The organism is Haemophilus influenzae (assembly GCF_019703545.1).
GTDB classification, from domain to species: Bacteria; Pseudomonadota; Gammaproteobacteria; order Enterobacterales; family Pasteurellaceae; genus Haemophilus; species Haemophilus influenzae_E.
Window position 1 is genome coordinate 1246570 of record NZ_AP018771.1, and the last position, 24019, is coordinate 1270588.

A 24019-nucleotide genomic window follows, 5' to 3' on the forward strand; every position below is an offset into this window, starting at 1 on the left:
TATGTCATCTCGCCAACTTCAAATTTTAATCTGCAAAACTTTGCTGCTTGTGCCTGATAACGTATTAATTATCGGCGAAAGTGGCATTGCTTTTTCTAAAGCAACGAATTTGCTCGGGCAAGAATTTGAACATATTTTATTTGATGGACGAAATGGCATTCATCTTGAAGCACTGGCTGTTGCAGCTGGAACACTGAAAATGGGCGGCACGCTTTGTTTAGTGTTATCTGATTGGGAAAATTTATCTCAGCAGCCTGATCAAGATAGTTTACGTTGGAATGGAAATCAGTCAGCAATCGCCACGCCTAATTTTATTGATCATTTCAAACAGTGCATTGAGCACTATCATTTCCCCATTTTAAGAGAGGAAAGTGCGGTTGAATTTCCTCCCATTTTTTATTCTAACGAGAATCACAAAAATGCTACGTTAGCACAACAACAAATTATCGAGACTATTTTACAGACCGAGCAGGATATTTATTTTCTAACCGCCAAGCGGGGAAGAGGAAAATCCGCATTATTGGGTATGCTTGCTAACCAAATTCAAGCACCAGTTTATCTCACCGCACCGAATAAAAGTGCGGTGCATTCCGTTATTGAATTTTCAGAAGGGGACATTGAATTTATTGCGCCAGATGAATTGGCTTTGACGTTACAAAGTGAATCCGAATTTAGTCAATCTGCTTGGTTGCTGGTAGATGAAGCGGCGATGATCCCATTGCCCTTATTGCAAGAATATTCTCGATATTTTCAACATATTGTCTTCAGTACTACAATTCATAGCTACGAAGGTACGGGGCGTGGTTTCGAATTAAAATTTAAACGGAAAATTCACCGCACTTTTCAGCATTTTGAGCTTAAACAGCCCCTACGTTGGCAAGAAAATGACCCGTTAGAACATTTTATTGATGATCTTTTGTTGCTAAATGCCGAAGATGATTTTCAGCAATTTCCTTTTCAGCCTCATCTCCCTTATCAAATTCGAGAAGTGCAAAAACCACATCATATTGTAGATTTTTATGGCTTAATGACATTGGCACATTATCGAACATCGCCACTCGATCTTCGCCGTTTACTTGATGGGAAAAATCAACGTTTTTATTTTGCCGAATATCAACAGAATTTGCTCGGTGCAATTTGGGCATTAGAAGAAGGAAATATGGCAGATGATGAGTTGATTATTCAAATTCAACAAGGCAAACGCCGCCCGAAAGGGAATCTTGTGCCACAAGCCTTGTGTTTCCACGAAAATCTTTCCCAAGCCTGTAAATTACGATCTTTACGCATTTCTCGTATAGCGGTTCAGCCAAATTGGCAGCAAAAGGGCATTGGGCAAAATTTGATGCAAGCCATGGAAAATGCCGATGTGGATTTTCTTTCGGTAAGTTTTGGCTACACTGATGAACTCGCAAAATTTTGGCAAAAGTGCGGTTTTGTTTTGGTGCATTTAGGCGAGCATCAAGAAGCGAGTAGTGGTTGTTATTCAGCCATTGCCCTTAAAGGTATTTCCAAAGAAGGCTTGGCTTTAGTTGATACTGCGTACAAACAATTTCAGCGTAATCTCCCTTTATCTTTTCATCCGTTTGCCATAAATTTTGAGCAAAATCAGCTTGATTGGCAGCTTGATGATTTTGATTGGATGGGCTTAAAAAACTTCGCTAATTTTCACCGCACTTTATTTTCGAGCATTCCTGCAATAAGGCGTTTATTAAAATTAGCAGGCAAAGAAAATTTCCCATTAATTTCCGCTTATTTAACAAAAAAACAACTTCCTATTAACAAGAAAAAAGGCGTAGAATGTTTGCGTTTAGAAATTAAACAATATTTAGAGCGAGGAACTTTATGACAGAACAAGCCGCAAAACCAAAAGGCTGGTTTAAACGCGCACTTGAAAAATATGACAACTTCATTAAAGAATGGGGTTTAGATCAACCGAATTGTAGCTGCGTGCCTATGTCAGCAACAGAAGATGAAAATGGTAATTTGAAGAAAAAAGAATCTTCTTTAAAGAAATAAATATCAACTGTTTTTTTAAACAGTAAACTTATTGAAAGATAGAGCAAATTCCAGTACACTATGCGTCAATTTTTATACAAGATTGACGCATTATTTATATTTATGAAAACGGCTTTTTTCCAACCTGATATTCCAACCCAACCCAATGATCACAAAATTTTAGGCAATGTATTACCAGGCGCTGATGCATTGGCGATTAGTGAAATTGCAGAGCAAAACCAAAATTTAACCGTAGTGGTGACTCCAGATACACGAAGTGCGGTGCGTTTATCACGTGTTTTATCGGAATTAAGCAGTCAAAATGTATGCCTTTTTCCTGATTGGGAAACCTTACCTTACGATACCTTTTCTCCCCATCAAGAAATTATTTCCTCTCGTTTAAGTGCGCTTTTCCATTTACAAAATGCGAAAAAAGGCATTTTCTTATTGCCGATTTCGACATTAATGCAACGCCTTTGCCCGCCACAATATTTACAACACAATGTGCTTCTGATTAAAAAAGGCGATCGTTTGGTCATCGATAAAATGCGCTTACAATTAGAAGCAGCGGGCTATCGAGCTGTGGAGCAAGTATTAGAACACGGCGAGTACGCAGTTCGAGGTGCTTTGTTGGATCTTTTCCCAATGGGAAGTGCGGTGCCTTTTCGCCTTGATTTTTTTGATGATGAAATTGATTCCATTCGCACTTTTGATGTGGATACGCAACGCACTCTTGATGAAATTAGCTCAATTAATCTTTTGCCGGCTCACGAATTTCCAACGGATGATAAAGGGATTGAATTTTTTCGTGCGCAATTTCGTGAAACTTTTGGGGAGATTCGCCGAGATCCCGAACATATTTATCAGCAAATCAGTAAAGGTACCTTGATTTCTGGCATTGAATATTGGCAGCCACTTTTCTTTGCTGAAATGGCGACTTTGTTTGATTATTTGCCGGAGCAAACGCTGTTTGTAGATATGGAAAATAATCAAACGCAAGGCGAGCGTTTTTATCAAGATGCCAAACAGCGTTATGAACAACGTAAAGTGGATCCGATGCGTCCGCTTTTATCGCCTGAAAAATTATGGCTTAATGTAGATGAAGTCAATCGCCGATTGAAATCTTATCCACGTATTACATTTAAAGCGGAAAAAGTGCGGTCATCGGTACGCCAGAAAAATTTACCTGTTGCCGCTCTACCAGAAGTGACTATTCAATCCCAGCAAAAAGAACCATTGGGACAATTACGTCAATTTATTGAGCATTTTAAAGGAAATTTATTGTTTTCTGTGGAGACGGAAGGTCGCCGAGAGACTTTGCTTGATTTGCTTTCACCGTTAAAACTCAAGCCAAAACAAATTCAATCTTTGGAACAGATTGAAAATGAAAAATTTAGCTTGTTAGTCAGCTCTCTTGAACAAGGTTTTATAATTGAAAAATCGCTTCCTGTTGCGATTATTGGCGAAGCTAATTTGCTTGGCGAGCGCATTCAACAACGTTCTAGAGACAAACGTAAAACAATTAATCCTGATACGCTTGTACGAAATCTTGCCGAACTGAAAATAGGGCAGCCAGTTGTGCATCTTGATCACGGTGTGGGACGTTATGGCGGTTTGGTCACCTTAGATACAGGTGGCATTAAAGCCGAATATTTGCTACTAAATTATGCAAATGAATCGAAACTTTATGTGCCAGTGACTTCATTACATTTGATTAGCCGTTATGTTGGTGGTTCTGATGAAAGTGCGCCATTACATAAATTAGGGAACGAGGCTTGGGCGAAATCGCGCCAAAAAGCAGCGGAGAAAATTCGTGATGTGGCGGCAGAGTTATTAGATGTTTACGCACAACGTGAAGCGAAGAAAGGCTTTGCCTTTAAATATGATCGTGAAGAATTTCAACAATTTGCTGCAACCTTTCCTTTTGAAGAAACCTACGATCAGGAAATGGCAATTAATGCGGTAATTTCGGATATGTGTCAGCCTAAGGCAATGGATCGCCTTGTTTGTGGTGATGTGGGTTTTGGTAAAACTGAAGTGGCAATGCGCGCTGCGTTTTTGGCTGTGATGAATCATAAGCAAGTAGCAGTGCTAGTGCCAACCACACTGTTAGCCCAACAGCATTATGAGAATTTTAAAGATCGTTTTGCGAATTTACCTGTGAATGTCGAAGTGTTATCGCGTTTCAAAACTGCAAAAGAACAAAAACAAATTCTGGAAAACCTTGCAGAAGGCAAAGTCGATATACTGATTGGTACCCATAAATTAATTCAATCAGATGTAAAATTTAACGATCTTGGATTGTTGATTATTGATGAAGAACATCGTTTTGGTGTAGGGCAAAAAGAGAAAATCAAACAGCTTCGTGCGAATATCGATATTCTTACGCTAACGGCAACGCCAATTCCTCGAACACTTAATATGGCGATGAATGGCATTCGTGATCTTTCCATTATTTCTACGCCTCCTGCGCGCCGATTAAGTATTAAAACCTTCGTCCGTCAGAATGACGATCTTGTTGTACGAGAAGCGATTTTGCGTGAAATCTTACGTGGTGGGCAGGTTTATTATCTCCACAATGATGTCGCAAGCATTGAAAATACAGCAGAAAAACTGACCGCACTTGTGCCAGAAGCGCGAGTGATTGTGGGGCATGGACAAATGCGAGAACGTGAGTTAGAACGTGTGATGAGTGATTTTTATCATCAGCGTTATAACGTCTTAGTTTGTTCAACCATTATCGAAACGGGTATTGATGTACCAACGGCAAATACCATTATTATTGAACGAGCGGATCATTTTGGTTTGGCTCAGTTGCATCAATTACGTGGACGAGTTGGGCGTTCACATCATCAGGCTTATGCTTATTTGCTTACGCCACCGCCAAAGATGATGACAAAAGATGCTGAACGCCGTCTAGATGCGTTGGAAAATCTTGATAATCTTGGGGCTGGTTTTATCTTGGCAACCCACGATTTAGAGATTCGTGGTGCTGGCGAATTACTTGGAAACGAACAAAGTGGACAAATTGAAAGCATCGGTTTTTCGCTTTATATGGAATTATTGGATGCAGCGGTTAAAGCGTTAAAAGAAGGGCGTGAACCATCATTAGAAGAATTGACGCAACAACAAGCGGATATTGAATTGCGTGTGCCTGCTTTACTGCCTGATGATTATCTAGGAGACGTGAATATGCGTTTATCCTTTTATAAACGCATTGCTGCAGCGGAGAGTAAAGCAGAATTAGATGAATTAAAAGTTGAGTTGATTGACAGATTTGGATTATTGCCTGATGCAACGAAAAATTTATTACAAATTACAGAGTTGCGTTTATTGGTTGAGCCGTTGAACGTTGTGCGAATTGATGCTGGAACGCAAGGTGGTTTTATTGAGTTTTCAGCAAAAGCACAAGTGAATCCAGATAAATTTATTCAATTAATTCAAAAAGAACCTATTGTGTATCGATTTGATGGCCCATTAAAATTTAAGTTCATGAAAGATTTATCTGATAACAAAGTGCGGTTAGAATTTGTGGTGGATTTGTTAAGAACGATTGCTGCATAAAAAGAAGCCCGATCATTGTGATCGGACTTTTTTCTTAAATATATCAAGTAGATTATTGCACTAATAAATAGAAATTACTGTCACCTCGTAAAATATTAAGTGCAACTGCTGACGGTTCAGTTTCAAGCACTTTATTTAATTCACGAATGTTTTCGATCATTTGACGATTAATACCAATAATAATATCGCCCGATTTTAAACCACGTTGTGCAGCCAGCGAATTAGGTTGAATTTTTGTGATTTCAATTCCTTTAACGCCTTTAGCATCGTAGTCTTTCAATGTTGCACCATCTAATGCAGGCAACTCAGTTTTTGAGGAAAGTTGGCTACCATCATCCGCTTGTAATTTCATTTTAACGTCGTGGGATTTGCCATCACGTAAGTAAGTCAAGCTAATCTCTTTGCCTGCACCAGTGGTTGCGATTTTTGCACGAATTTCAGCGAAACTTGAGATTTTTTGACCGTTCATCGCCGTGATAATATCGCCCGCTTTAAGTCCTGCTTTTTCAGCAGCAGATTTCGGTAAAACTTCACTTACAAATGCGCCTTGTTGCGCGCTTACATTAAAGGCTTTGGCTAAATCAGCATTGAGTTCGCCCCCTTTAATACCAAGCAATCCGCGACGCACTTGACCAAATTCTAAAATTTGTTGCACTAAATTGCTTGCTTGATTACTTGGAATCGCAAAGGCAATTCCTGCATTGCCACCGCTTGGCGAAATAATTGCGGTATTAATTCCAATAAGTTCGCCATTTAGATTGACTAATGCACCACCCGAATTACCGCGGTTTACTGCTGCATCGGTTTGAATATAGTTTTCATAAGTGCCACTGTCAGAACCTGTTGAACGACCCAATGCAGAAACAATACCTGATGTCACAGTTTGACCTAAACCAAATGGATTACCGATTGCAACAGTGAAATCGCCTACGCGTAATTTGTCGGAATCAGCAAATTTGATTTCTGTTAAATTACTTGGTTTTTCAAGCTGTACTAATGCAATATCTGATTGTTCATCTTTACCCACTAATTTTGCTTTAAATTCACGCCCATCTTGTAATTGCACGGTAATTTTATCAGCTCCATCAATAACATGATTATTGGTTAAAACATAGCCTTTGCTTGCATTAATAATGACACCAGAACCTAAACCACGGAAGTTACGCTTTGACTCTCCACGTCCACCAAATTGTTCGGCAAAACGATCGCCAAAGAAGAATTTAAATTCTTCAGGAATATCGTCTAGGAAAGGAGAACGAGAATCTACTTTAGCTTTTCCTTCAACGGAAAGAGTGACAACGGCAGGTTGTACTTTTTCTAACATTGGTGCAAGACTGTTTTGTTCCGAAACAAAACTTGGCAAAGTGGCTTGAGCAATAAATGATGTGCTTAATACACTTAATCCAAGTGCAATACTATTTAATACAAAACGTGTTTTTTTCATAAATACTCCAAAATAGATTTCAGATAACGTGGTCTGTAAGACAAAAAAATAAAAAAAATGTTCAATAAGAGGAGAGCAAATTATCTTGTTTAAAAGGAAATCGGAGCAGTACAAAAACGGTCTTACAAGTAGCAAATTCTATAAATTTATGTTCTAATACGCGCAATTTTCTAGTCAATAAAAAGGTCAAAAAATGAGCTGGATTAACCGAATTTTTAGTAAAAGTCCTTCTTCTTCCACTCGAAAAGCCAATGTGCCAGAAGGCGTATGGACAAAATGTACTGCTTGTGAACAAGTACTTTATAGTGAAGAACTCAAACGTAATCTGTATGTTTGCCCGAAATGTGGTCATCATATGCGTATTGATGCTCGTGAGCGTTTATTAAATTTATTGGACGAAGATTCAAGCCAAGAAATTGCGGCAGATTTAGAACCAAAAGATATTTTAAAATTTAAAGATTTAAAGAAATATAAAGATCGTATCAATGCGGCACAAAAAGAAACGGGCGAGAAAGATGCACTAATTACTATGACAGGCACGCTTTATAATATGCCAATCGTTGTGGCTGCATCGAACTTTGCTTTTATGGGCGGTTCAATGGGTTCTGTAGTTGGTGCAAAATTTGTTAAAGCGGCTGAAAAAGCAATAGAAATGAATTGTCCATTTGTGTGTTTCTCTGCAAGTGGCGGGGCGCGTATGCAAGAAGCCTTGTTTTCTTTAATGCAAATGGCAAAAACTAGCGCGGTGCTTGCCCAAATGCGTGAAAAAGGTGTGCCGTTTATTTCGGTATTAACGGATCCGACTTTAGGCGGCGTATCAGCCAGTTTTGCGATGTTAGGGGATTTAAATATTGCCGAGCCAAAAGCCTTAATTGGTTTTGCAGGGCCACGCGTTATTGAACAAACTGTGCGTGAAAAATTGCCAGAAGGTTTCCAACGTAGTGAATTTTTACTTGAGAAAGGGGCAATTGATATGATCGTGAAACGTTCAGAAATGCGTCAAACTTTAGCAAGTGTACTGAGTAAATTAACGAATCAACCTTCTCCTTTTATGGAGCCTGAACTCATTTCAGGAGATGAATAATATGCAACTTAAAGCCACTTCGCCACTCGCTGAGTGGCTTTCTTATTTAGAAAAAAGCCATTTTAAACCTATTGATCTTGGTTTAGATCGTATTCAATCCGTGGCAGAAAAATTGGATTTACTTCATCCCGCCCCTTATGTGATAACTGTGGGGGGGACGAATGGTAAAGGCACGACTTGTCGCTTGTTAGAAACGATTCTGCTTAATCACGGATTACGTGTAGGCGTGTATTCTTCGCCCCATTTATTGCGTTATAACGAGCGAGTACGCATTCAAAATCAAGATTTACCCGATGAAGCACACACTGCCTCTTTTACTTTTATTGATGAAAACAAAACAGAATCGCTGACTTATTTTGAATTTAGCACCCTTTCTGCCTTGCATTTATTTAAGCAAGCAAAATTAGATGTGGTGATTTTAGAAGTGGGTTTGGGCGGTCGTTTAGATGCGACCAATATTGTGGATAGCCATCTTGCTGTGATTACTAGCATCGATATTGATCACACCGATTTTCTTGGGGATACCAGAGAGGCCATTGCTTTTGAAAAAGCAGGAATTTTCCGCGAAAATTGCCCTGTCGTGATTGGTGAACCTAATGTGCCACAAACAATGTTAGATCAGGCTGAAAAATTACATTGCCAAGTTGCTCGTCGTGATGTGGATTGGTTATTTGAGCAAAATACTGAAAATTGGCAATGGCAAAATAAAAAAGTGCGGTTAGAAAATTTGCCGTTTTGTCAGATTCCATTGGCGAATGCCGCAACGGCTCTTGCTGCTGTTCAATATTTACCTTTTGATATTTCAGAACAGACTTTGCGAAAATCTTTGCAAGAGGTAGAACTGGTTGGTCGTTTTCAAGCTATAAAAACAGATAAACGTGAGAAATTAGCGGATTATCTTGGCGTACCAGTTGAAACCTTGCCAACAATCATCGTTGATGTGGGGCATAATCCTCATGCCGCAAAATATTTATCTGAAAAATTGACCGCACTTAAACATAGTATAGAGGGCAAAATGATTGCCGTATGTGGGATGCTCAAAGACAAAGATGCAAATGGGGTATTTGCGCATTTAACGCCTATTATTGATGAATGGCATTGTGTAACCTTAGGCGGCTATCGCGGGCAGTCAGGCGATGAATTAGCAGAGAAATTGAAAAGCAATTTCCCAAATATTCAAGCTACATCAGATAATTCTGTTATGGATGGTGTGTGTACAGCACTCAAAAGTGCGGTAAAGAATGATGTTGTTTTAGTCTTTGGATCTTTCCACACCGTAGCCGAATTTTGGGCTGTGGTGGAATAAAATTTATCATTAAAACAAAGGGCTGATATTTAAAATCAGCCCTTATTTTTTGGAATATTATTTCCAAGAATATTTCACACCCACGGTGCCTTGGTAACCTTTATGACTATTTTTTTCTCTGTTTTATCTTTTACATCAATTGTGAGTTCAACGACAATTAAAGTAAACCCTTTAGCATAAAACAGTATTTTCCTTATCGGTTGGATTTTAACCAGTTTGTGTTTATTTAACAAGTTTAGATTAGTGTGATTTTAGAAAAATAGAAGAAATATGATTTATTATAATGTGGTGCTGTTTGGCAATGGCTGAGGTTCCCCTAAAAAATAAGGCTCAACACCTAATATCAAGTCAAAAACCGCTTTTATGCGGGCAAAAACTTCTCTTATTTGTGTGGAAAAATGTAATTCTGGCTGTTTTGCCACAAAGCAAATGGCATCAATATTATGTGCTTGGGCAATTAATAGAGCGCGTTCGCAATGAAATTTTTGACTGACAATCGTAAATGCTTGCACTTGGAAAATTTTATCGGCGCGGATAACGGAATCAAGGGTGCGAAAACCTGCAAAATCACGGAACATAGAGGCTTCAGATACGCCCATTTTGCGTAAATCGCGAAACATTGCTCTTGGTTCGTTATATTGCAAAGTTCGGTTGTCGCCACTTAATAAAAGATAATTCACTTTTTGTTGTTCGATTAGGCTTTTAGCTGCCATTAAGCGACTATCGTAATAAACGTTCGGTTTTCCGCTGGCGGTGTATTTTGATGTGCCAAGCACAAGGGCGTAAGGGCGAAAGGAGAGTTCATCAATATTTGTGAATATTTTATCGCGAACATAAAAACTTACGCCTCGATCCACTAGCAAGCAAACTATAATCAATGCGAAGATTGCGTAGAGTAGGACGCGAAAAAGTGCGGTGAATTTTGGGGAGAATTTTTTTACTAGCATAGCGGTAAACATAATGAAAAATCGACCGCACTTCAAGGAGAATTTGATGGATTTTGTGAATTGCATTGATGTGCGATAATTTAGCCGTTTAGATGGCTAAAATTTCTTGACAAGCTAATCGACTTACTGATAGTTTAAACGCCATTCTGATTATTACGATAGGTTTTCAATGTCTGTGCAAAATGTAGTGCTTTTTGACACACAGCCTTTAACTCTGATGCTTGGCGGCAAACTTTCCTATATTAATGTCGCGTATCAAACTTATGGCACGCTCAATGATGAGAAAAATAATGCGGTATTAATTTGCCACGCTTTGACTGGCGATGCTGAGCCTTATTTCGATGATGGTCGCGATGGTTGGTGGCAGAATTTTATGGGAGCAGGTTTGGCATTGGATACGGATCGTTATTTTTTTATTAGCTCGAACGTATTAGGTGGTTGCAAGGGAACAACTGGGCCTTCATCAATTAATCCGCAAACGGGTAAACCTTATGGTAGCCAATTTCCTAATATTGTTGTGCAAGATATTGTTAAAGTACAAAAAGCCTTGCTTGATCATCTTGGCATTAGCCATTTAAAAGCCATTATTGGTGGATCTTTTGGCGGTATGCAAGCGAATCAATGGGCGATTGATTATCCTGATTTTATGGATAATATCGTAAATCTTTGTTCATCCATTTATTTTAGTGCTGAAGCCATAGGTTTTAATCACGTAATGCGTCAAGCGGTCATTAATGATCCCAATTTTAACGGCGGCGATTATTATGAGGGTACACCGCCAGATCAAGGGTTATCTATTGCGCGTATGCTAGGTATGCTGACTTACCGCACCGATTTACAACTAGCCAAAGCCTTTGGGCGTGCCACAAAATCAGATGGCAGCTTTTGGGGCGATTACTTTCAAGTGGAATCCTATCTTTCTTACCAAGGCAAAAAATTCTTAGAACGTTTTGATGCCAATAGTTATTTGCATTTGTTACGTGCGTTGGATATGTATGATCCAAGTTTGGGGTATGACAATGTTAAAGAGGCATTGTCACGCATTAAGGCACGCTATACGTTGGTTTCTGTGACAACGGATCAACTTTTTAAACCCATTGACCTTTATAAAAGTAAACAGCTTTTAGAACAAAGTGGAGTCGATCTACATTTTTATGAATTCCCATCAGATTACGGACACGATGCGTTTTTAGTGGATTATGATCAGTTTGAAAAACGAATTCGAGATGGTTTGGCGGGTAATTAATTAGTCATAAAAAAGTGCGGTGAAATTTCACCGCACTTCTTCTCTTATAATAGGTTATTCTTCAGAACCGCTTTCTTCCAAAGAATCTTCTTCATCTGCATCACAAACACGCTCTAAACTTACTACGTGTTCATCATCGGCAGTACGAATTAAACGGACACCTTGCGTGTTACGCCCTACAATGCTCACTTCGCTTACGCGTGTGCGAACAAGCGTTCCTGCATCAGTAATCAACATAATTTGGTCTGTTTCTTCTACTTGAGTTGCGGCAACGACTTTACCATTGCGTTCACTCACTTTAATCGAAATCACACCTTTTGTATTACGTGATTTAGTTGGGTATTCACTTAATTGTGTGCGTTTTCCGTATCCGTTTTGTGTTGCGGTTAAAATTTCCCCTTCACCTTTTGGCACAACAAGAGAAACCACTTTATCGATATTTAAGTCTAATGATGCTTCAGTGTTGTCATCAGAAATATCTTCAATTTCTACCGCACTTTCATCGTCAGAAATATCGTTTGTTAAAGCAAGTTTGATACCGCGAACACCTGTTGCTAAACGCCCCATTGCACGCACGGCATTTTCAGCAAAACGCACCACGCGACCTTGCGATGAGAACAACATAATTTCGTTGCTACCATTAGTAATATCCACGCCGATTAATTCATCTTCGTCACGTAAATTCAATGCGATGATACCGTTTGAACGTGGACGGCTAAATTCGGTTAAGGCGATTTTCTTCACAATACCGCCAGCAGTTGCCATGACTACGAATTTATCTTCTTCGTAAGCAGAAACTGGCAAGATTGCAGTAATACGTTCGTTTTCTTGTAACGGAAGAATATTCACAATTGGACGCCCGCGTGCGCCACGGCTCGCTTGCGGAAGTTGATATACTTTCAACCAATATAAACGACCACGGCTAGAGAAGCAGAGGATGGTATCGTGAGTATTTGCTACCAGTAATTTTTCGATGAAATCTTCTTCTTTCATCTTCGTTGCAGATTTGCCTTTACCGCCACGGCGTTGTGCTTCATAGTCAGTCAGTGGTTGGTATTTCACATAACCTTCGTGAGAAAGCGTCACAACCACGTCTTCTTGTGCGATTAAATCTTCTAAATCAATATCGCCAGAAGCAGCGGTAATTTCAGTTAAACGATCATCACCAAATTGTGCTTTTACTTCTTCTAATTCTTCACGAATTACTTCCATTAAACGTTCTGCGCTACTTAAAATATGAAGAAGATCCGCAATTTTAACTAATAATTCTTCATATTCTTTTATAACTTCTTCAAACGCAATGCCCGTTAAACGATGTAAACGAAGTTCTAGAATTGCGTTTACTTGCGCTGGCGATAAGTAATATTGTTCGCCTTGAATACCAAGATTTTCTTCTAACTCATCAGGACGAGCGGAAACATCAAGAAGATTAATAATATCGCTATGTAACGTCCAAGAGCGTGAACTGATTGCTGTTGCCGCTTCTTCACGGTTTTTAGAGTTGCGAATAATTGCAATCATTTCATCGATATTAGAACGAGCAACCGCTAAACCTTCCAAAATATGCGTACGTTCACGTGCTTTGCGAAGCTCAAAGATAGAACGACGTGTCACCACTTCACGGCGGTGTAAAACAAAGGCTTCAATAATTTCTTTAAGATTAAATAAACGTGGCTGACCGTGATCCAATGCCACCATATTGATACCAAAGGTCACTTGCATTTGAGTGAGTGAGTAAAGATGGTTTAATACCACTTCCCCTACTGCATCACGTTTAATATCAATTTCAATACGGATCCCTTCTTTGTTTGAAAGGTCAGTAATATTGCTGATGCCTTCGATTTTTTTCTCGCGAATTAATTCGGCAATTTTCTCGACTAATTTTGCTTTATTTACTTGGTATGGCAATTCAGACACGATAATTTGCTCGCGTCCTTTTTCGTTGGTTTCTACCGTTGCACGAGCACGAACATACACTTTACCACGACCAGTGCGATAGGCTTCTTCAATCCCTTTACGACCATTAATTAACGCAGCAGTCGGGAAGTCAGGCCCTGGAATATGCTGCATTAATTCATCAATAGTAATTTCATTGTTGTCGATATACGCCAAACAACCATTTAATACTTCATTTAAGTTGTGAGGGGGAATGTTAGTTGCCATCCCCACAGCAATACCAGAAGAACCATTTGCTAAAAGCGCTGGAATACGAGTCGGCAATACATCTGGAATCATTAATTCGCCATCATAGTTTGGCGAGAAATTGACGGTTTCTTTATCCAAATCCGTGAGCAATGCTTGCGTAATTTTTTGCATACGTACTTCGGTATAACGCATTGCAGCGGGTGCATCGCCATCAATTGAACCAAAGTTACCTTGCCCATCAACCAACATATAGCGAAGTGAGAAGGGTTGTGCCATACGAACGATCGTATCGTACACGGCTGAGTCACCATGCGGGTGATATTTACCGATTACATCACCCACAACACGCGCTGATTTTACGTATTTTTTATTGGCGGTATTGCCTTCGCGATCCATTGAGAATAGTACGCGGCGGTGAACAGGTTTTAAACCATCACGAACGTCAGGTAATGCACGCCCAACGATAACCGACATCGCGTAGTCAAGGTAGGAAGATTTGAGTTCTTCTTCGATATTGACAGGGGTGATAGATGATTGGATTGAATCCGTCATTGGTATTCCTTTTTTGATCAAAAATTGTGGCGGATTATAGCATAAAATTGTGGATATGTGGTTTTTGATATCAGGATTTCGCCTGATGGCGACCTACTTTTTCTTTGCTTTGCCAAAGAAAAAGTAGGCAAAAAGAAAGGCAACCCTGCTTTTCCTTATTCCCTTTGTTCCATTGAATTTGTTTCACGGAAATTTTCTAAACTCGCTGCGCTCAAACAGACGAAAATTTCCTACAAATTCAATTCCACAAAGGTGGAAAAGAAGGGAACCCAATTTGTTCTTTATCCGATTTAAAGTGCGGTCAAAACTCAAAATATTTTTTGTTCTTAAAATGAATTTAAAATTAACCGCACTTTTTAAATAATGCTCTGATAAATTCGGGGCCCCATATAAATCGCCTTTGCGACTTTCAATTTTCAGGCAATTTGCGTCTGTTTGAGCGTAGCGAGTTCAGCAAATTGCCGTTAAGAAAATTGAAACAAAGCAAAGAACAGCGATTTAACTGGGGCGTGTTTTCTTTGCCTACTTTCTTTTACACGAGTAAAAGAAAGTAGGTCGCCGTCAGGCGAAATCCTGACCTAATTATTTCCAATTTTCTTTTTTGGCTTTCTGCAACTTCCCATAAGCCCCCAACAACGCCTGATGTTCCTTAAAGTTTTTCAAATTTTCATCACTTGCAGGAAGATTGTAGAACGGATTGCCACCTTCAGAGACAGCTGCCCAAGCTTGTTTAACTGCATCTTTACCATACATTTTCTCAAACACTGAACGATATTGCGCTGGTTCGCGATTTTGATCTAAATGTAATTCAATGATGGAAATTAATGCTCGATAATAATTCACAGGTTCTGTGGTGAATACGGAGCTGTTCATATTCAGCGTCCAATTTGCCCAATCTAATGCTTGTTCTAATTCGCCTAATGCAAGGTGGAGCATTGATTTTAATTCACCCACGCGTAAGGTTGTCCAGCCGCTATTTTTAGGTGCAACGATGCCGATAAATTCACGCACGCGAGTCGCATCATCAATATTTTGGCCGTCTAATTCTTCTAATAATTCTTGATAGGTTTCTGCATCGTGATGCCAGTTTGGTAAATCCAGTAAAATTTCGCGCCAATCCATTCCCATATTATTATTGGCATAAATTAAATCGTCTGCAGGATAAATATCAGACATACCTGGCACAATAATACGGCACGCATAGACATCCAAATGGTTGTAATCCATTACGTAAACCTCTTTTTCATCGGCACGGAAAATCGCCATTAAATTATTGTATTCTTCCTGTGTGGTACCGCTGAAATCCCAATCAGCAAATTCATAATCAGGCGTTTCTTTGAATAAATCCCAAGAAATTAAACCGCTCGAATCAATAAAGTGGGTTTCTAAATTAGCGTGTTCAGCTACATCATCGTTATTGAAAGAGGGCGGTGAGAAAACATCTAAATCTTTCAAGCTACGACCCTGTAAAAGCTCCGTCACAGTACGTTCTAATGCCACTTGGAAATTTGGATGCGCACCAAAAGAGGCAAAGCAAGTACCGTTATTCGGATTGAGTAGCACAACGCAAATAACAGGGTATTTTCCGCCAAGTGAAGCATCAAATGCATAAATTGGGAAACCTTCTTCCTCTAATTTTGCAATAGAAGCTTGAATAGATGGATAGCGATCCATCACAGATTTTGGAATTTCTGGCAGACTAATTGCTTCAGCGATAATTTTGTTTTTCACATAACGCTCAAAAACTTCTGACAAGCCTTGCACGCGTGCTTCAAATTTTGTATTGCCCGCAGACATCCCATTTGAGACATAAAGGTTGGCAATAATACTTTGTGGAATGTAAACGGTTTGTTCGTCCGATTGACGAACATAAGGCATCGCCACGATCCCACGATCATAATTGCCAGATTGTAAATCGACTAATAATTCAGGCGTAAGCTCGGCATTGGGATCAAAATAATCCAATAAATAATCATCTAAAATGCCATTAGGCAGTAAAGCATCGTCTTCAATTGGGAACCATTTTTCATTGGGATAATGCACAAAATCGCCGTTTGCAATCTCTTGCCCTAAATAGAAATCAGCAAAAAAATAGTTGGTGGAAAGACGCTCAAAGTATTCGCCAAGGGCAGAGGCTAACGCCGCTTTTTTACTTGCCCCTTTACCATTAGAAAAACACTGCGGACAGTCTTTATCGCGAATATGCACAGACCACACATTTGGCACAGGATTCAACCAAGATGCCTCTTCAATATTAAAACCAAGTGCGGTCAATTTTTGCTGAAATTTTGCAATACTATCTTCTAATGCGGCATCTTTGCCGAGAATAAAGGTTTGTTCTGTCATTTTTGTTCCTAAATGAGAAAAAAGTGCGGTGAATAATAGGGGAGTTTTAATGGCGGGGCAAGATTTTTTCGGCAAAAATAAACCCCGAAAAATTTCGGGGTTTTCTACCGCACTTTTAACGTATATTAGAGTTAGAGTAATGTTGGACTGAACCGTACTTTTAAGGCAATTGTAATTGCGGCGAAAATTTTTTCATCGTTGAGAGGAAAGTTTTCGCGTAAAGTGCGGTGGGAATCAGTTATGTTTATTTGAGCTTGTGATAATTCATTTAATAAAATCGGGAGAGAAAGATTAAGTTGCTCGGCGATTTGTTGAATAGAAAAATGTTCGAAAGTCATCATCAAGCGATCTAAATTGCAGTAAGAAGGCATGCGATTATGTGTGATGAGATCGGCAAATTGAGTGTTGATTTTTACCCATTTCTTCTTACGGCTATAAAAATGCAGTAACAAACCAAATACGGTAAATCCAGCAAAGATTAGGTAAATTGCTTGGTAACGAAAAACAAGCTGAAGCACAAGCTAAATATGCGGAAGAAACCCTTAAACAAGCTCGCGATTTTGCTAAACAACATCATAAAACAGCCTATTTGCTTGGTGCGTCTTTTTTATTACTTACTGATACGCTGGCTCGCACGATTGCACCGATTGAATTACCACTTGGTATTTTGACTTCTGCTTGTGGTGCGCCATTTTTCCTTTATTTATTAGTGCGAGGGCAAAAATAATGTTACTCGAAACACAAAATCTTGCCATTGGCTATGAAGGAAAAACACTGGTTCAACATATCCAATTTACCCTAGAGGAAAATCAAATTTGTTGTTTGCTTGGTGTAAATGGTGCAGGCAAAAGTACGTTTTTGAAAACTTTACTTGGTTTACAACCGCCTATTGGTGGGTGATATTGTTTGGCAAGGAAAATCACTTTCTGATTATTCACCAACAGAATTGGCTCGGCATATTGCTTATGTGCCACAAGCGCATTCTCATTTATTTCCTTTTTTAGTGCAGGATATGGTGATGATGGGGCGATCTGCTTTTTTGAAGTGGTATCAAACTCCGAAAAAATCTGATTTGGATTTAGCATTAATGGCATTGCAAGAGTTAGAAATTGCTCATCTTGCGCAACGTTATTATCATCAATTAAGTGGCGGCGAAAAACAGCTTGTGTTGATTGCCCGTGCGATTGCTCAACAAGCCAAACTTTTAATTATGGACGAACCGACTTCTAGCCTTGATTTTGGTAATCAAATTCGAGTGTTAGAAAAAATAAAACAACTGCAAAAGCAAAAAATTGCGCTTATTATTAGCACACATAATCCACAACAAGCGGCATTTTTAGGGGATAATATTGTTTTGCTTGATCAACAAGTTGGCTTTCAACAAGGCGATAAAAAACATTTATTAACCTTAGAAAACTTGGCGAAAATTTACCGCACTTCGTCCGAACTTTTACATCAACATTTGAATAATTACATTGAAAAATCACTATGACTATTTACGACATCAATTTTGCTGAACTGTATCAACAACACTTAATCGCTTGTAATCATTACAACTTACCTCCGATAAAATGGGATAAAAAAGCTGTGAAAATGGCAGAGAATTTAGTCGGCAAACCTTCAGCATATAATCAGCAATTATTGCAAGCTATGAATGTGCAAACCGATGAAACTGTGTTGGATATTGGCTGTGGGCCTGGTACTTTTGCTGTGCCGCTCGCACAACAAGGTTCAACGGTATATGCCTTAGATTATAGCAATGGAATGTTAGACTGTTTGGCACAATTCAAGCAGAAATTTGGTTTACATAATCTGACGACATTTCATAAATCTTGGGCGGATAATTGGGATGATGTGCCACAAGCTGATGTAGTGTTGGCATCTCGTTCAACGTTGGTGGACGATTTGGACGATATGATCGAAAAACTCTGTGCCAAGGCGAAAAAACGTGTGTTTTTGACTTCTGTCACACAACGCCATTTCTTAGATGAGGGCGTATTTGAGGCGATTGGCCGTGAAGATATTGGTTTCCCCACTTATATTTATTTACTCAATCGGTTGTATCAAAAAGGCATTCAGGCAAATTTGAATTTTATTGAAACGGAATCGGGTTGTTTTCAAGGTGAAAGCTACGAGGATTTATTAGCCTCGGTGGAGTTTTCTTTAGGCGAGCTTTCCGAAAAAGAAAAACAAGGTTTGAAAGCCTTTTACGATCGTAAACAAGCCAATAACGAACCCATTTCTCACGGACAGAAAAAATGGGCGTTGATTTGGTGGAATGTGGATCGCATCTAATGTTTCAAGTGGAATCAATTTATTTTTCTATCACTAATTAAAGGGACGATTATGTTATTTGCTTTACCTGCGCTGAATGATAACTACATTTGGCTTTATCAACGAGAAAATCTGCCACTTATTATTGTCGATTTGCCTGAAACGGACAAGCTGTTTGCATGGCTAGATAAGCAAAACGCAACGATTGAAGCGGTGTTGCTTACTCACGAACATGATGATCATACACAAGGTGTGTCGGCATTTAAAAAACGTTATCCAACAGTGCCGATTTATGGGCCGCAAGAATGTGAGAAAAAAGGTGCGACTCAAATTGTGAACGAAGGGAAGATCCTTACCGCAAATTATCAAATTGATGTCATTCCGACGGGGGGACACACTAAACAGCACGTTAGTTTTTTAGTAGATAATCATTTATTTTGTGGTGATGCGTTATTTTCTGCAGGTTGCGGACGTGTTTTTACAGGCAATTATGCGCAGATGTTTGATGGTTTGCAGCGTTTGAATACATTGCCTGACGAGACGATTGTTTGCCCAGCTCATGAATATACCTTGGGGAATTTAGCATTTGCGGAAACTGTGTTGGTAGAAAAAAGTGCGGTAGAAAAACAACGTATTTTTGTTGAAACACAACGGGCTGAAAATAAACCGAGTTTGCCGACAACCTTAAAACTTGAGCGAGAAATTAATCCGTTTTTACAAGCAAAAACACTTGAAGAATTTACCGCACTTCGCAAAGCAAAAGATATTTTCTAATATTGGGTGAGGACAAAGTGCGGTGATTTTTTAAATTAGCAGATTATTTCTTTCTCGCTAACATTGTGGCAAATTTCATTTTAATGCGATTGCCGTTTTCATCAGTTTTGTGTAATTCGCCCATATTTTCGTTATATTCTAAGAATTCCCAATCTTTGTAATATTCTTTCAATTCGTTTTCAGCAAAAGTGAATGAGAACGGAAGTGGGCAAGGCACATCATCTGTGGACATGGCGGCAACGATTAAGTTATACCCGCCAATATTAGTGTGTTCTTGCATATTTTTAATGATTGACGGCACACGTTCACGATTTAAGAACATAAACACCACCGTTGAAACAATAAAATCATAGTTTTCTTGAATGCTGGCGGCGTTAATGTCGTAAAGTGCGGTAGAAATATTAAGGTTTTCTTTCTCTTTGGTTTCATTTAAAAAGGCAATGCTGTTTTCATTGTGATCCCAAGAGGTTACATCATAGCCTAATAAACTTAAATAAAGTGAATTACGCCCTTGTCCGCAACCTAAATCTAATACTTTACAAGGCGAGATAATTTTTGCTGCATCCACCACATCGCCGTGAATGGCAGTCATGTTGTATTTTTTACTGAAATAATCTTCTTTTTTGCAATAGAAACCTAGGGTACATTCTAGGTCATCAGAAAGAGCTTCAACACGATGCCATGCTTGAGGTTCAACAAAAGGAATGTGGCTTTCTGGGGTAAAAATATGCTCGGCAATAACATCGCCATTTTCTGTTAGCTCATAAAATTTAAGCTTACCTTTTAATACGGTTAATTTTCCCCAAGTGCCGACTTTTGTGTTGTGCTTTTCTTGGAACATTTGTGGCAATTTGTCTTTTGTCCACACTGGCATTTGTTTATAGCAGATTAATTCGTTTTTCATAATATTCTCCAAACAGATAAATAGTTGAGTGTTATGGTAGGTTATAAGTCATCTATTTTCAACAAGAAAATAAAAGGGCAACGTAATGTTGCCCTAATTAATTGAATTGATTATTTTACTTGCATACCTGCGGTGACACCATTATCGGCAGATAACAAGAATAAATCACTACCGCCTGTTCCTGCGGATAGAATCATTCCCTCAGACACGCCGAATTTCATTTTACGTGGTGCAAGGTTTGCCACCATAATCACAAAACGACCTTCTAGTTCTTCAGGTTTATTGTAAGCCGCTTTAATGCCAGAGAAGACTTGACGAGTATGATCGCCAAGATCCAATTCAAAACGTAAAAGTTTATTAGATTCTGGCACTGCTTCGCATTTCAGTACTTTTGCTACACGCATATCAAGTTTAGCGAAATCATCAATCGTGATGGTTTCAGCAATAGGTTCAACGGCAGAAAGTGCGGTTGGTTTTGCTTCTGTTTTTTCTGCGGCTTTATTGGCTGCTGCAAATAAGGCTTTAGTTTCTTCCACTACGGCATCAATTTGTTTTTTCTCTAAACGAGAGAATAAGGCTTTAAACGGTGCAAGGGTATGACCAAGTAATGGTTGATGAATATTATCCCAACGTAATTCAGCTTGTAAGAAGGCTTCTGCACGTTCTGCCAGTTTTGGAAGAACAGGTTTTAAGTAAGACATCAACACGCGGAAAAGCTCAATACCCATTGAACATACGGCTTGCAATTCTGCCTCTTTGCCTTCTTCTTTTGCAATCACCCAAGGGGCTTTTTCATCAATATATTTATTGGCTTTATCCGTTAATGCCATAATCTCACGAATGGCTTTATTGTATTCACGGCTTTCGTAATAAGCAGTGATTTGCTCGGCTTGAGCGGTAAATTCTGCAAATAATGATTCGTCTTCCAGTTTATCCGCAAGTTTGCCTTCAAAGCGTTTCGCAATAAAGCCCGCATTGCGTGAAGCTAAATTCACTAATTTATTTACAATATCTGTATTTACACGTTGTACGAAATCTTCAAGGTTAAAGTCTAAATCTTCAATGCGATCATTTAATTTTGCTGCATAGTAATAACGCAAACATTCAGGATCGATATGATTCAAATAAGTGCTGGCTTGAATGAATGTGCCGCGAGATTTTGACATCTTCGCCCCATCCACCGTGACATAGCCATGAGCGAACACATTAGTCGGTTTACGATAGCCACTGCCTTCAAGCATTGCAGGCCAAAATAGACTGTGAAAATAAACGATATCTTTACCGATGAAATGATAAAGCTCCGCATCACTGCCTTCAGCCCAAAATTCATTGAAATCAATGCCTTCACGATTGCATAGATTTTTGAATGAAGCCATATAGCCGATTGGCGCATCTAACCAAACATAAAAGAATTTATCTTTTGCGCCCGGAATTTCAAAACCGAAATAAGGCGCATCGCGTGAAATATCCCATTGTTGTAAACCGCTTTCAAACCATTCTTGCATTTTGTTGGCAATTTCAGATTGAAGTGAGCCAGAACGTGTCCATTCTTTTAACATCCCTTCAAATGCAGGTAAGTCAAAGAAAAAGTGTTCAGATTCTTTTACAACAGGCGTTGTGCCAGAAACGGCTGAACGAGGATTAATTAAATCCATTGGACTATAAGTAGAAGCACAAACTTCGCAGTTATCGCCATATTGATCTTCCGCTTTACATTTCGGGCAAGTGCCTTTCACAAAACGATCAGGCAAGAACATATTTTTTTCAGGATCGAATAACTGAGAAATAACTTTACTCTTAATAAAGCCATTAGCTTTGAGTTTATTGTAAATTTCTGCAGTGAGCTGTTTGTTTTCTTCGCTGTGAGTGGAATGGTAGTTATCAAAACTAATATTAAAACCTGCAAAATCACGCACGTGATCGGCTTTTGCTTTAGCAATTAATTCTTCAGGTGTAATGCCAAGTTTATCAGCATTCAGCATAATAGGTGTGCCGTGCGCATCGTCCGCACAGACAAAATGGATTTTATTGCCACGCATACGTTGAAAACGCACCCAAATATCCGCTTGGATATGTTCTAACATATGGCCTAAATGAATTGCCCCATTGGCATAAGGCAAGGCGCAAGTGACTAAAATTTTACGGGGTTGAGTTGTCATTTATTATTCTCTTTTTAGCATACAAAAATTGTGCTTATCTTACTTTAAATAGGGGATTTTTTCTAGTTTGAAAAACTTTAACTTAACATACCGCACTTTCCGTGATTAAATATGCCCGACAAATTTACTCTACTAAACAGGAAGTTATTATGGCAACCTACTTTTCTGATAATTTGACTGCCGACCAGCAAAACCAAGTTCAGCAGATTATTCAAGAATTTCAGCATCCAACCCTGCAAAAGGATCTGATTGTGCTTAATACTTTGAAAAAAGTGGAAAAGGGCGGTGATACTTTACGCATTGAATTGAAATTACCTTTTGCGTGGAATTCTGGTGCAGAACAGTTAAAACAAGCGGTTTCTGATGCGTTGTTGAAAGCGACAGATTGTAAAGCAATTAAATGGGCGGTGACTTATCAAATCGCCACACTTAAACGTGCAAATAATCAACCTGCTGTAAAAGGTGTGAAAAATATTATTGCGGTGAGTTCTGGTAAAGGCGGCGTAGGGAAATCATCGGTTTCCGTTAATCTCGCTTTAGCATTACAAGCACAAGGCGCACGTGTTGGGATTTTAGATGCGGATATTTATGGCCCTTCTATTCCACATATGTTAGGCGCAGCGGATCAACGCCCGACTTCGCCAGATAATCAACACATCACCCCAATTAAAGCCCATGGTTTATCTGCAAATTCCATTGGCTTTTTAATGAATGAAGATAGTGCAACAATTTGGCGCGGCCCAATGGCGAGTAGTGCATTAAGCCAATTATTAAATGAAACCCTATGGGATAGTTTAGATTATCTTGTTATCGATATGCCTCCTGGCACTGGCGATATTCAACTTACCTTATCACAACAAATCCCTGTGACTGGCGCAGTGGTAGTGACAACTCCACAAGATATTGCTTTGCTTGATGCAGTGAAAGGTATTTCAATGTTTGAGCGAGTATCCGTACCAGTGTTAGGCATTGTGGAAAATATGTCGATGCATATTTGTAGTAAGTGCGGTCATCACGAAGCGATTTTTGGCACAGGCGGTGCAGAGAAAATGGCGGAAAAATACAATGTAAAAGTATTAGCTCAACTTCCTCTGCATATTCGTATCCGTGAAGATTTAGATGCAGGCAACCCGACCGTTGTGCGAGTGCCTGAAAATGAAATTTCACAAGCGTTCTTACAACTTGCAGAAAAAGTCTCTACAGAACTTTACTGGCAAGGTTCCGTAATCCCAAGCGAGATTTTATTTAAAGAAGTGAAATAATCAAAAAAGATAGGGCT

16 protein-coding genes and 2 pseudogenes are annotated in these 24019 nt (G+C 39.1%); 11 read left to right on the plus strand and 7 right to left on the minus strand.

Going from position 1 to position 24019, the window contains the following annotated elements; genetic code table 11:
- The first annotated feature begins 1 nt into the window (after window position 1).
- The 3 genes from K6J66_RS06105 to mfd all read left to right on the plus strand — a co-directional run bounded on the left by K6J66_RS06105 (window position 2) and on the right by mfd (window position 5559).
- Entirely contained in the window at window positions 2–1846 is a 1845-nt protein-coding gene (locus tag K6J66_RS06105) for a tRNA(Met) cytidine acetyltransferase TmcA (protein ID WP_038439722.1), read from the plus strand.
- Entirely contained in the window at window positions 1843–2016 is a 174-nt protein-coding gene (locus K6J66_RS06110; RefSeq protein WP_005652999.1) for a DUF5363 family protein, read from the plus strand. The genes K6J66_RS06105 and K6J66_RS06110 overlap by 4 nt, the downstream gene beginning before the upstream one ends.
- A 102-nt stretch (window positions 2017–2118) precedes the next feature.
- Complete coding sequence (gene mfd / locus K6J66_RS06115; RefSeq protein ID WP_038440240.1) at window positions 2119–5559, plus strand: transcription-repair coupling factor; 3441 nt, start codon at window positions 2119–2121, stop codon at window positions 5557–5559.
- A gap of 52 nt (window positions 5560–5611) precedes the next feature.
- Here mfd and K6J66_RS06120 read toward each other — a convergent pair whose 3' ends face one another.
- Complete coding sequence (locus tag K6J66_RS06120; protein ID WP_038439723.1) at window positions 5612–7003, minus strand: DegQ family serine endoprotease; 1392 nt, start codon at window positions 7001–7003, stop codon at window positions 5612–5614.
- Window positions 7004–7196: 193 nt separating this feature from the next.
- On the opposite strand from K6J66_RS06120, the gene accD reads away from it, so the two are divergent.
- Together accD and folC are read left to right on the plus strand one after the other, a co-directional pair.
- Complete coding sequence (accD, locus tag K6J66_RS06125) at window positions 7197–8087, plus strand: acetyl-CoA carboxylase, carboxyltransferase subunit beta (protein WP_038439724.1); 891 nt, start codon at window positions 7197–7199, stop codon at window positions 8085–8087.
- Between the two features lies 1 nt (window position 8088).
- Window positions 8089–9393 (plus strand): bifunctional tetrahydrofolate synthase/dihydrofolate synthase, encoded by a 1305-nt coding sequence (gene folC / locus K6J66_RS06130; RefSeq protein WP_038440241.1) that lies wholly within the window; start codon window positions 8089–8091, stop codon window positions 9391–9393.
- A gap of 278 nt (window positions 9394–9671) precedes the next feature.
- Here folC and K6J66_RS06135 read toward each other — a convergent pair whose 3' ends face one another.
- Complete coding sequence (locus K6J66_RS06135) at window positions 9672–10352, minus strand: SanA/YdcF family protein (RefSeq protein ID WP_110442642.1); 681 nt, start codon at window positions 10350–10352, stop codon at window positions 9672–9674.
- A 157-nt stretch (window positions 10353–10509) separates the two neighbouring features.
- On the opposite strand from K6J66_RS06135, the gene metX reads away from it, so the two are divergent.
- Window positions 10510–11586, plus strand: a complete 1077-nt coding sequence (gene metX / locus K6J66_RS06140) for a homoserine O-acetyltransferase MetX (protein WP_110442643.1) — start codon at window positions 10510–10512, stop codon at window positions 11584–11586.
- 54 nt (window positions 11587–11640) lie between these two features.
- Here the strand turns inward: metX and gyrA are convergent, their stop codons facing one another.
- From gyrA to K6J66_RS06155, 3 genes are all read right to left on the minus strand, one after another.
- Window positions 11641–14283 (minus strand): DNA topoisomerase (ATP-hydrolyzing) subunit A, encoded by a 2643-nt coding sequence (gyrA, locus tag K6J66_RS06145; protein WP_110442644.1) that lies wholly within the window; start codon window positions 14281–14283, stop codon window positions 11641–11643.
- Between the two features lie 582 nt (window positions 14284–14865).
- On the minus strand, window positions 14866–16629 hold the full coding sequence (gene ycaO, locus K6J66_RS06150) for a 30S ribosomal protein S12 methylthiotransferase accessory factor YcaO (protein WP_110442645.1): 1764 nt from the start codon (window positions 16627–16629) through the stop codon (window positions 14866–14868).
- A 131-nt stretch (window positions 16630–16760) separates the two neighbouring features.
- Complete coding sequence (locus K6J66_RS06155; protein WP_014550709.1) at window positions 16761–17147, minus strand: hypothetical protein; 387 nt, start codon at window positions 17145–17147, stop codon at window positions 16761–16763.
- 62 nt (window positions 17148–17209) lie between these two features.
- Between K6J66_RS06155 and K6J66_RS06165 the strand changes: the two are divergent.
- The 4 genes and pseudogenes from K6J66_RS06165 to gloB all read left to right on the plus strand — a co-directional run.
- A pseudogene (locus K6J66_RS06165) lies at window positions 17210–17356 on the plus strand (iron chelate uptake ABC transporter family permease subunit); the annotation flags it as partial.
- Window positions 17356–18121, plus strand: a pseudogene (locus K6J66_RS06170) (ABC transporter ATP-binding protein). The pseudogenes K6J66_RS06165 and K6J66_RS06170, both read left to right, overlap by 1 nt.
- Complete coding sequence (locus K6J66_RS06175; protein ID WP_038439729.1) at window positions 18118–18924, plus strand: class I SAM-dependent methyltransferase; 807 nt, start codon at window positions 18118–18120, stop codon at window positions 18922–18924. The pseudogene K6J66_RS06170 and the gene K6J66_RS06175 overlap by 4 nt, the downstream one beginning before the upstream one ends.
- A 51-nt stretch (window positions 18925–18975) precedes the next feature.
- Window positions 18976–19677, plus strand: coding sequence for a hydroxyacylglutathione hydrolase (gloB, locus tag K6J66_RS06180; protein WP_005692278.1), 702 nt, complete (start codon window positions 18976–18978; stop codon window positions 19675–19677).
- A gap of 43 nt (window positions 19678–19720) precedes the next feature.
- On the opposite strand, the gene tehB is transcribed toward gloB, so the two are convergent.
- On the minus strand, window positions 19721–20581 hold the full coding sequence (gene tehB, locus K6J66_RS06185) for an SAM-dependent methyltransferase TehB (protein ID WP_038439730.1): 861 nt from the start codon (window positions 20579–20581) through the stop codon (window positions 19721–19723).
- Between the two features lie 110 nt (window positions 20582–20691).
- Window positions 20692–22740, minus strand: a complete 2049-nt coding sequence (metG, locus tag K6J66_RS06190) for a methionine--tRNA ligase (protein WP_038439731.1) — start codon at window positions 22738–22740, stop codon at window positions 20692–20694.
- A 149-nt stretch (window positions 22741–22889) separates the two neighbouring features.
- Between metG and apbC the strand changes: the two genes are divergently transcribed.
- The gene (gene apbC / locus K6J66_RS06195) at window positions 22890–24002 is read left to right on the plus strand and encodes an iron-sulfur cluster carrier protein ApbC (protein WP_038439733.1); all 1113 of its coding nucleotides are present in this window, start codon (window positions 22890–22892) and stop codon (window positions 24000–24002) included.
- The last annotated feature ends 17 nt before the right edge of the window (window positions 24003–24019 follow it).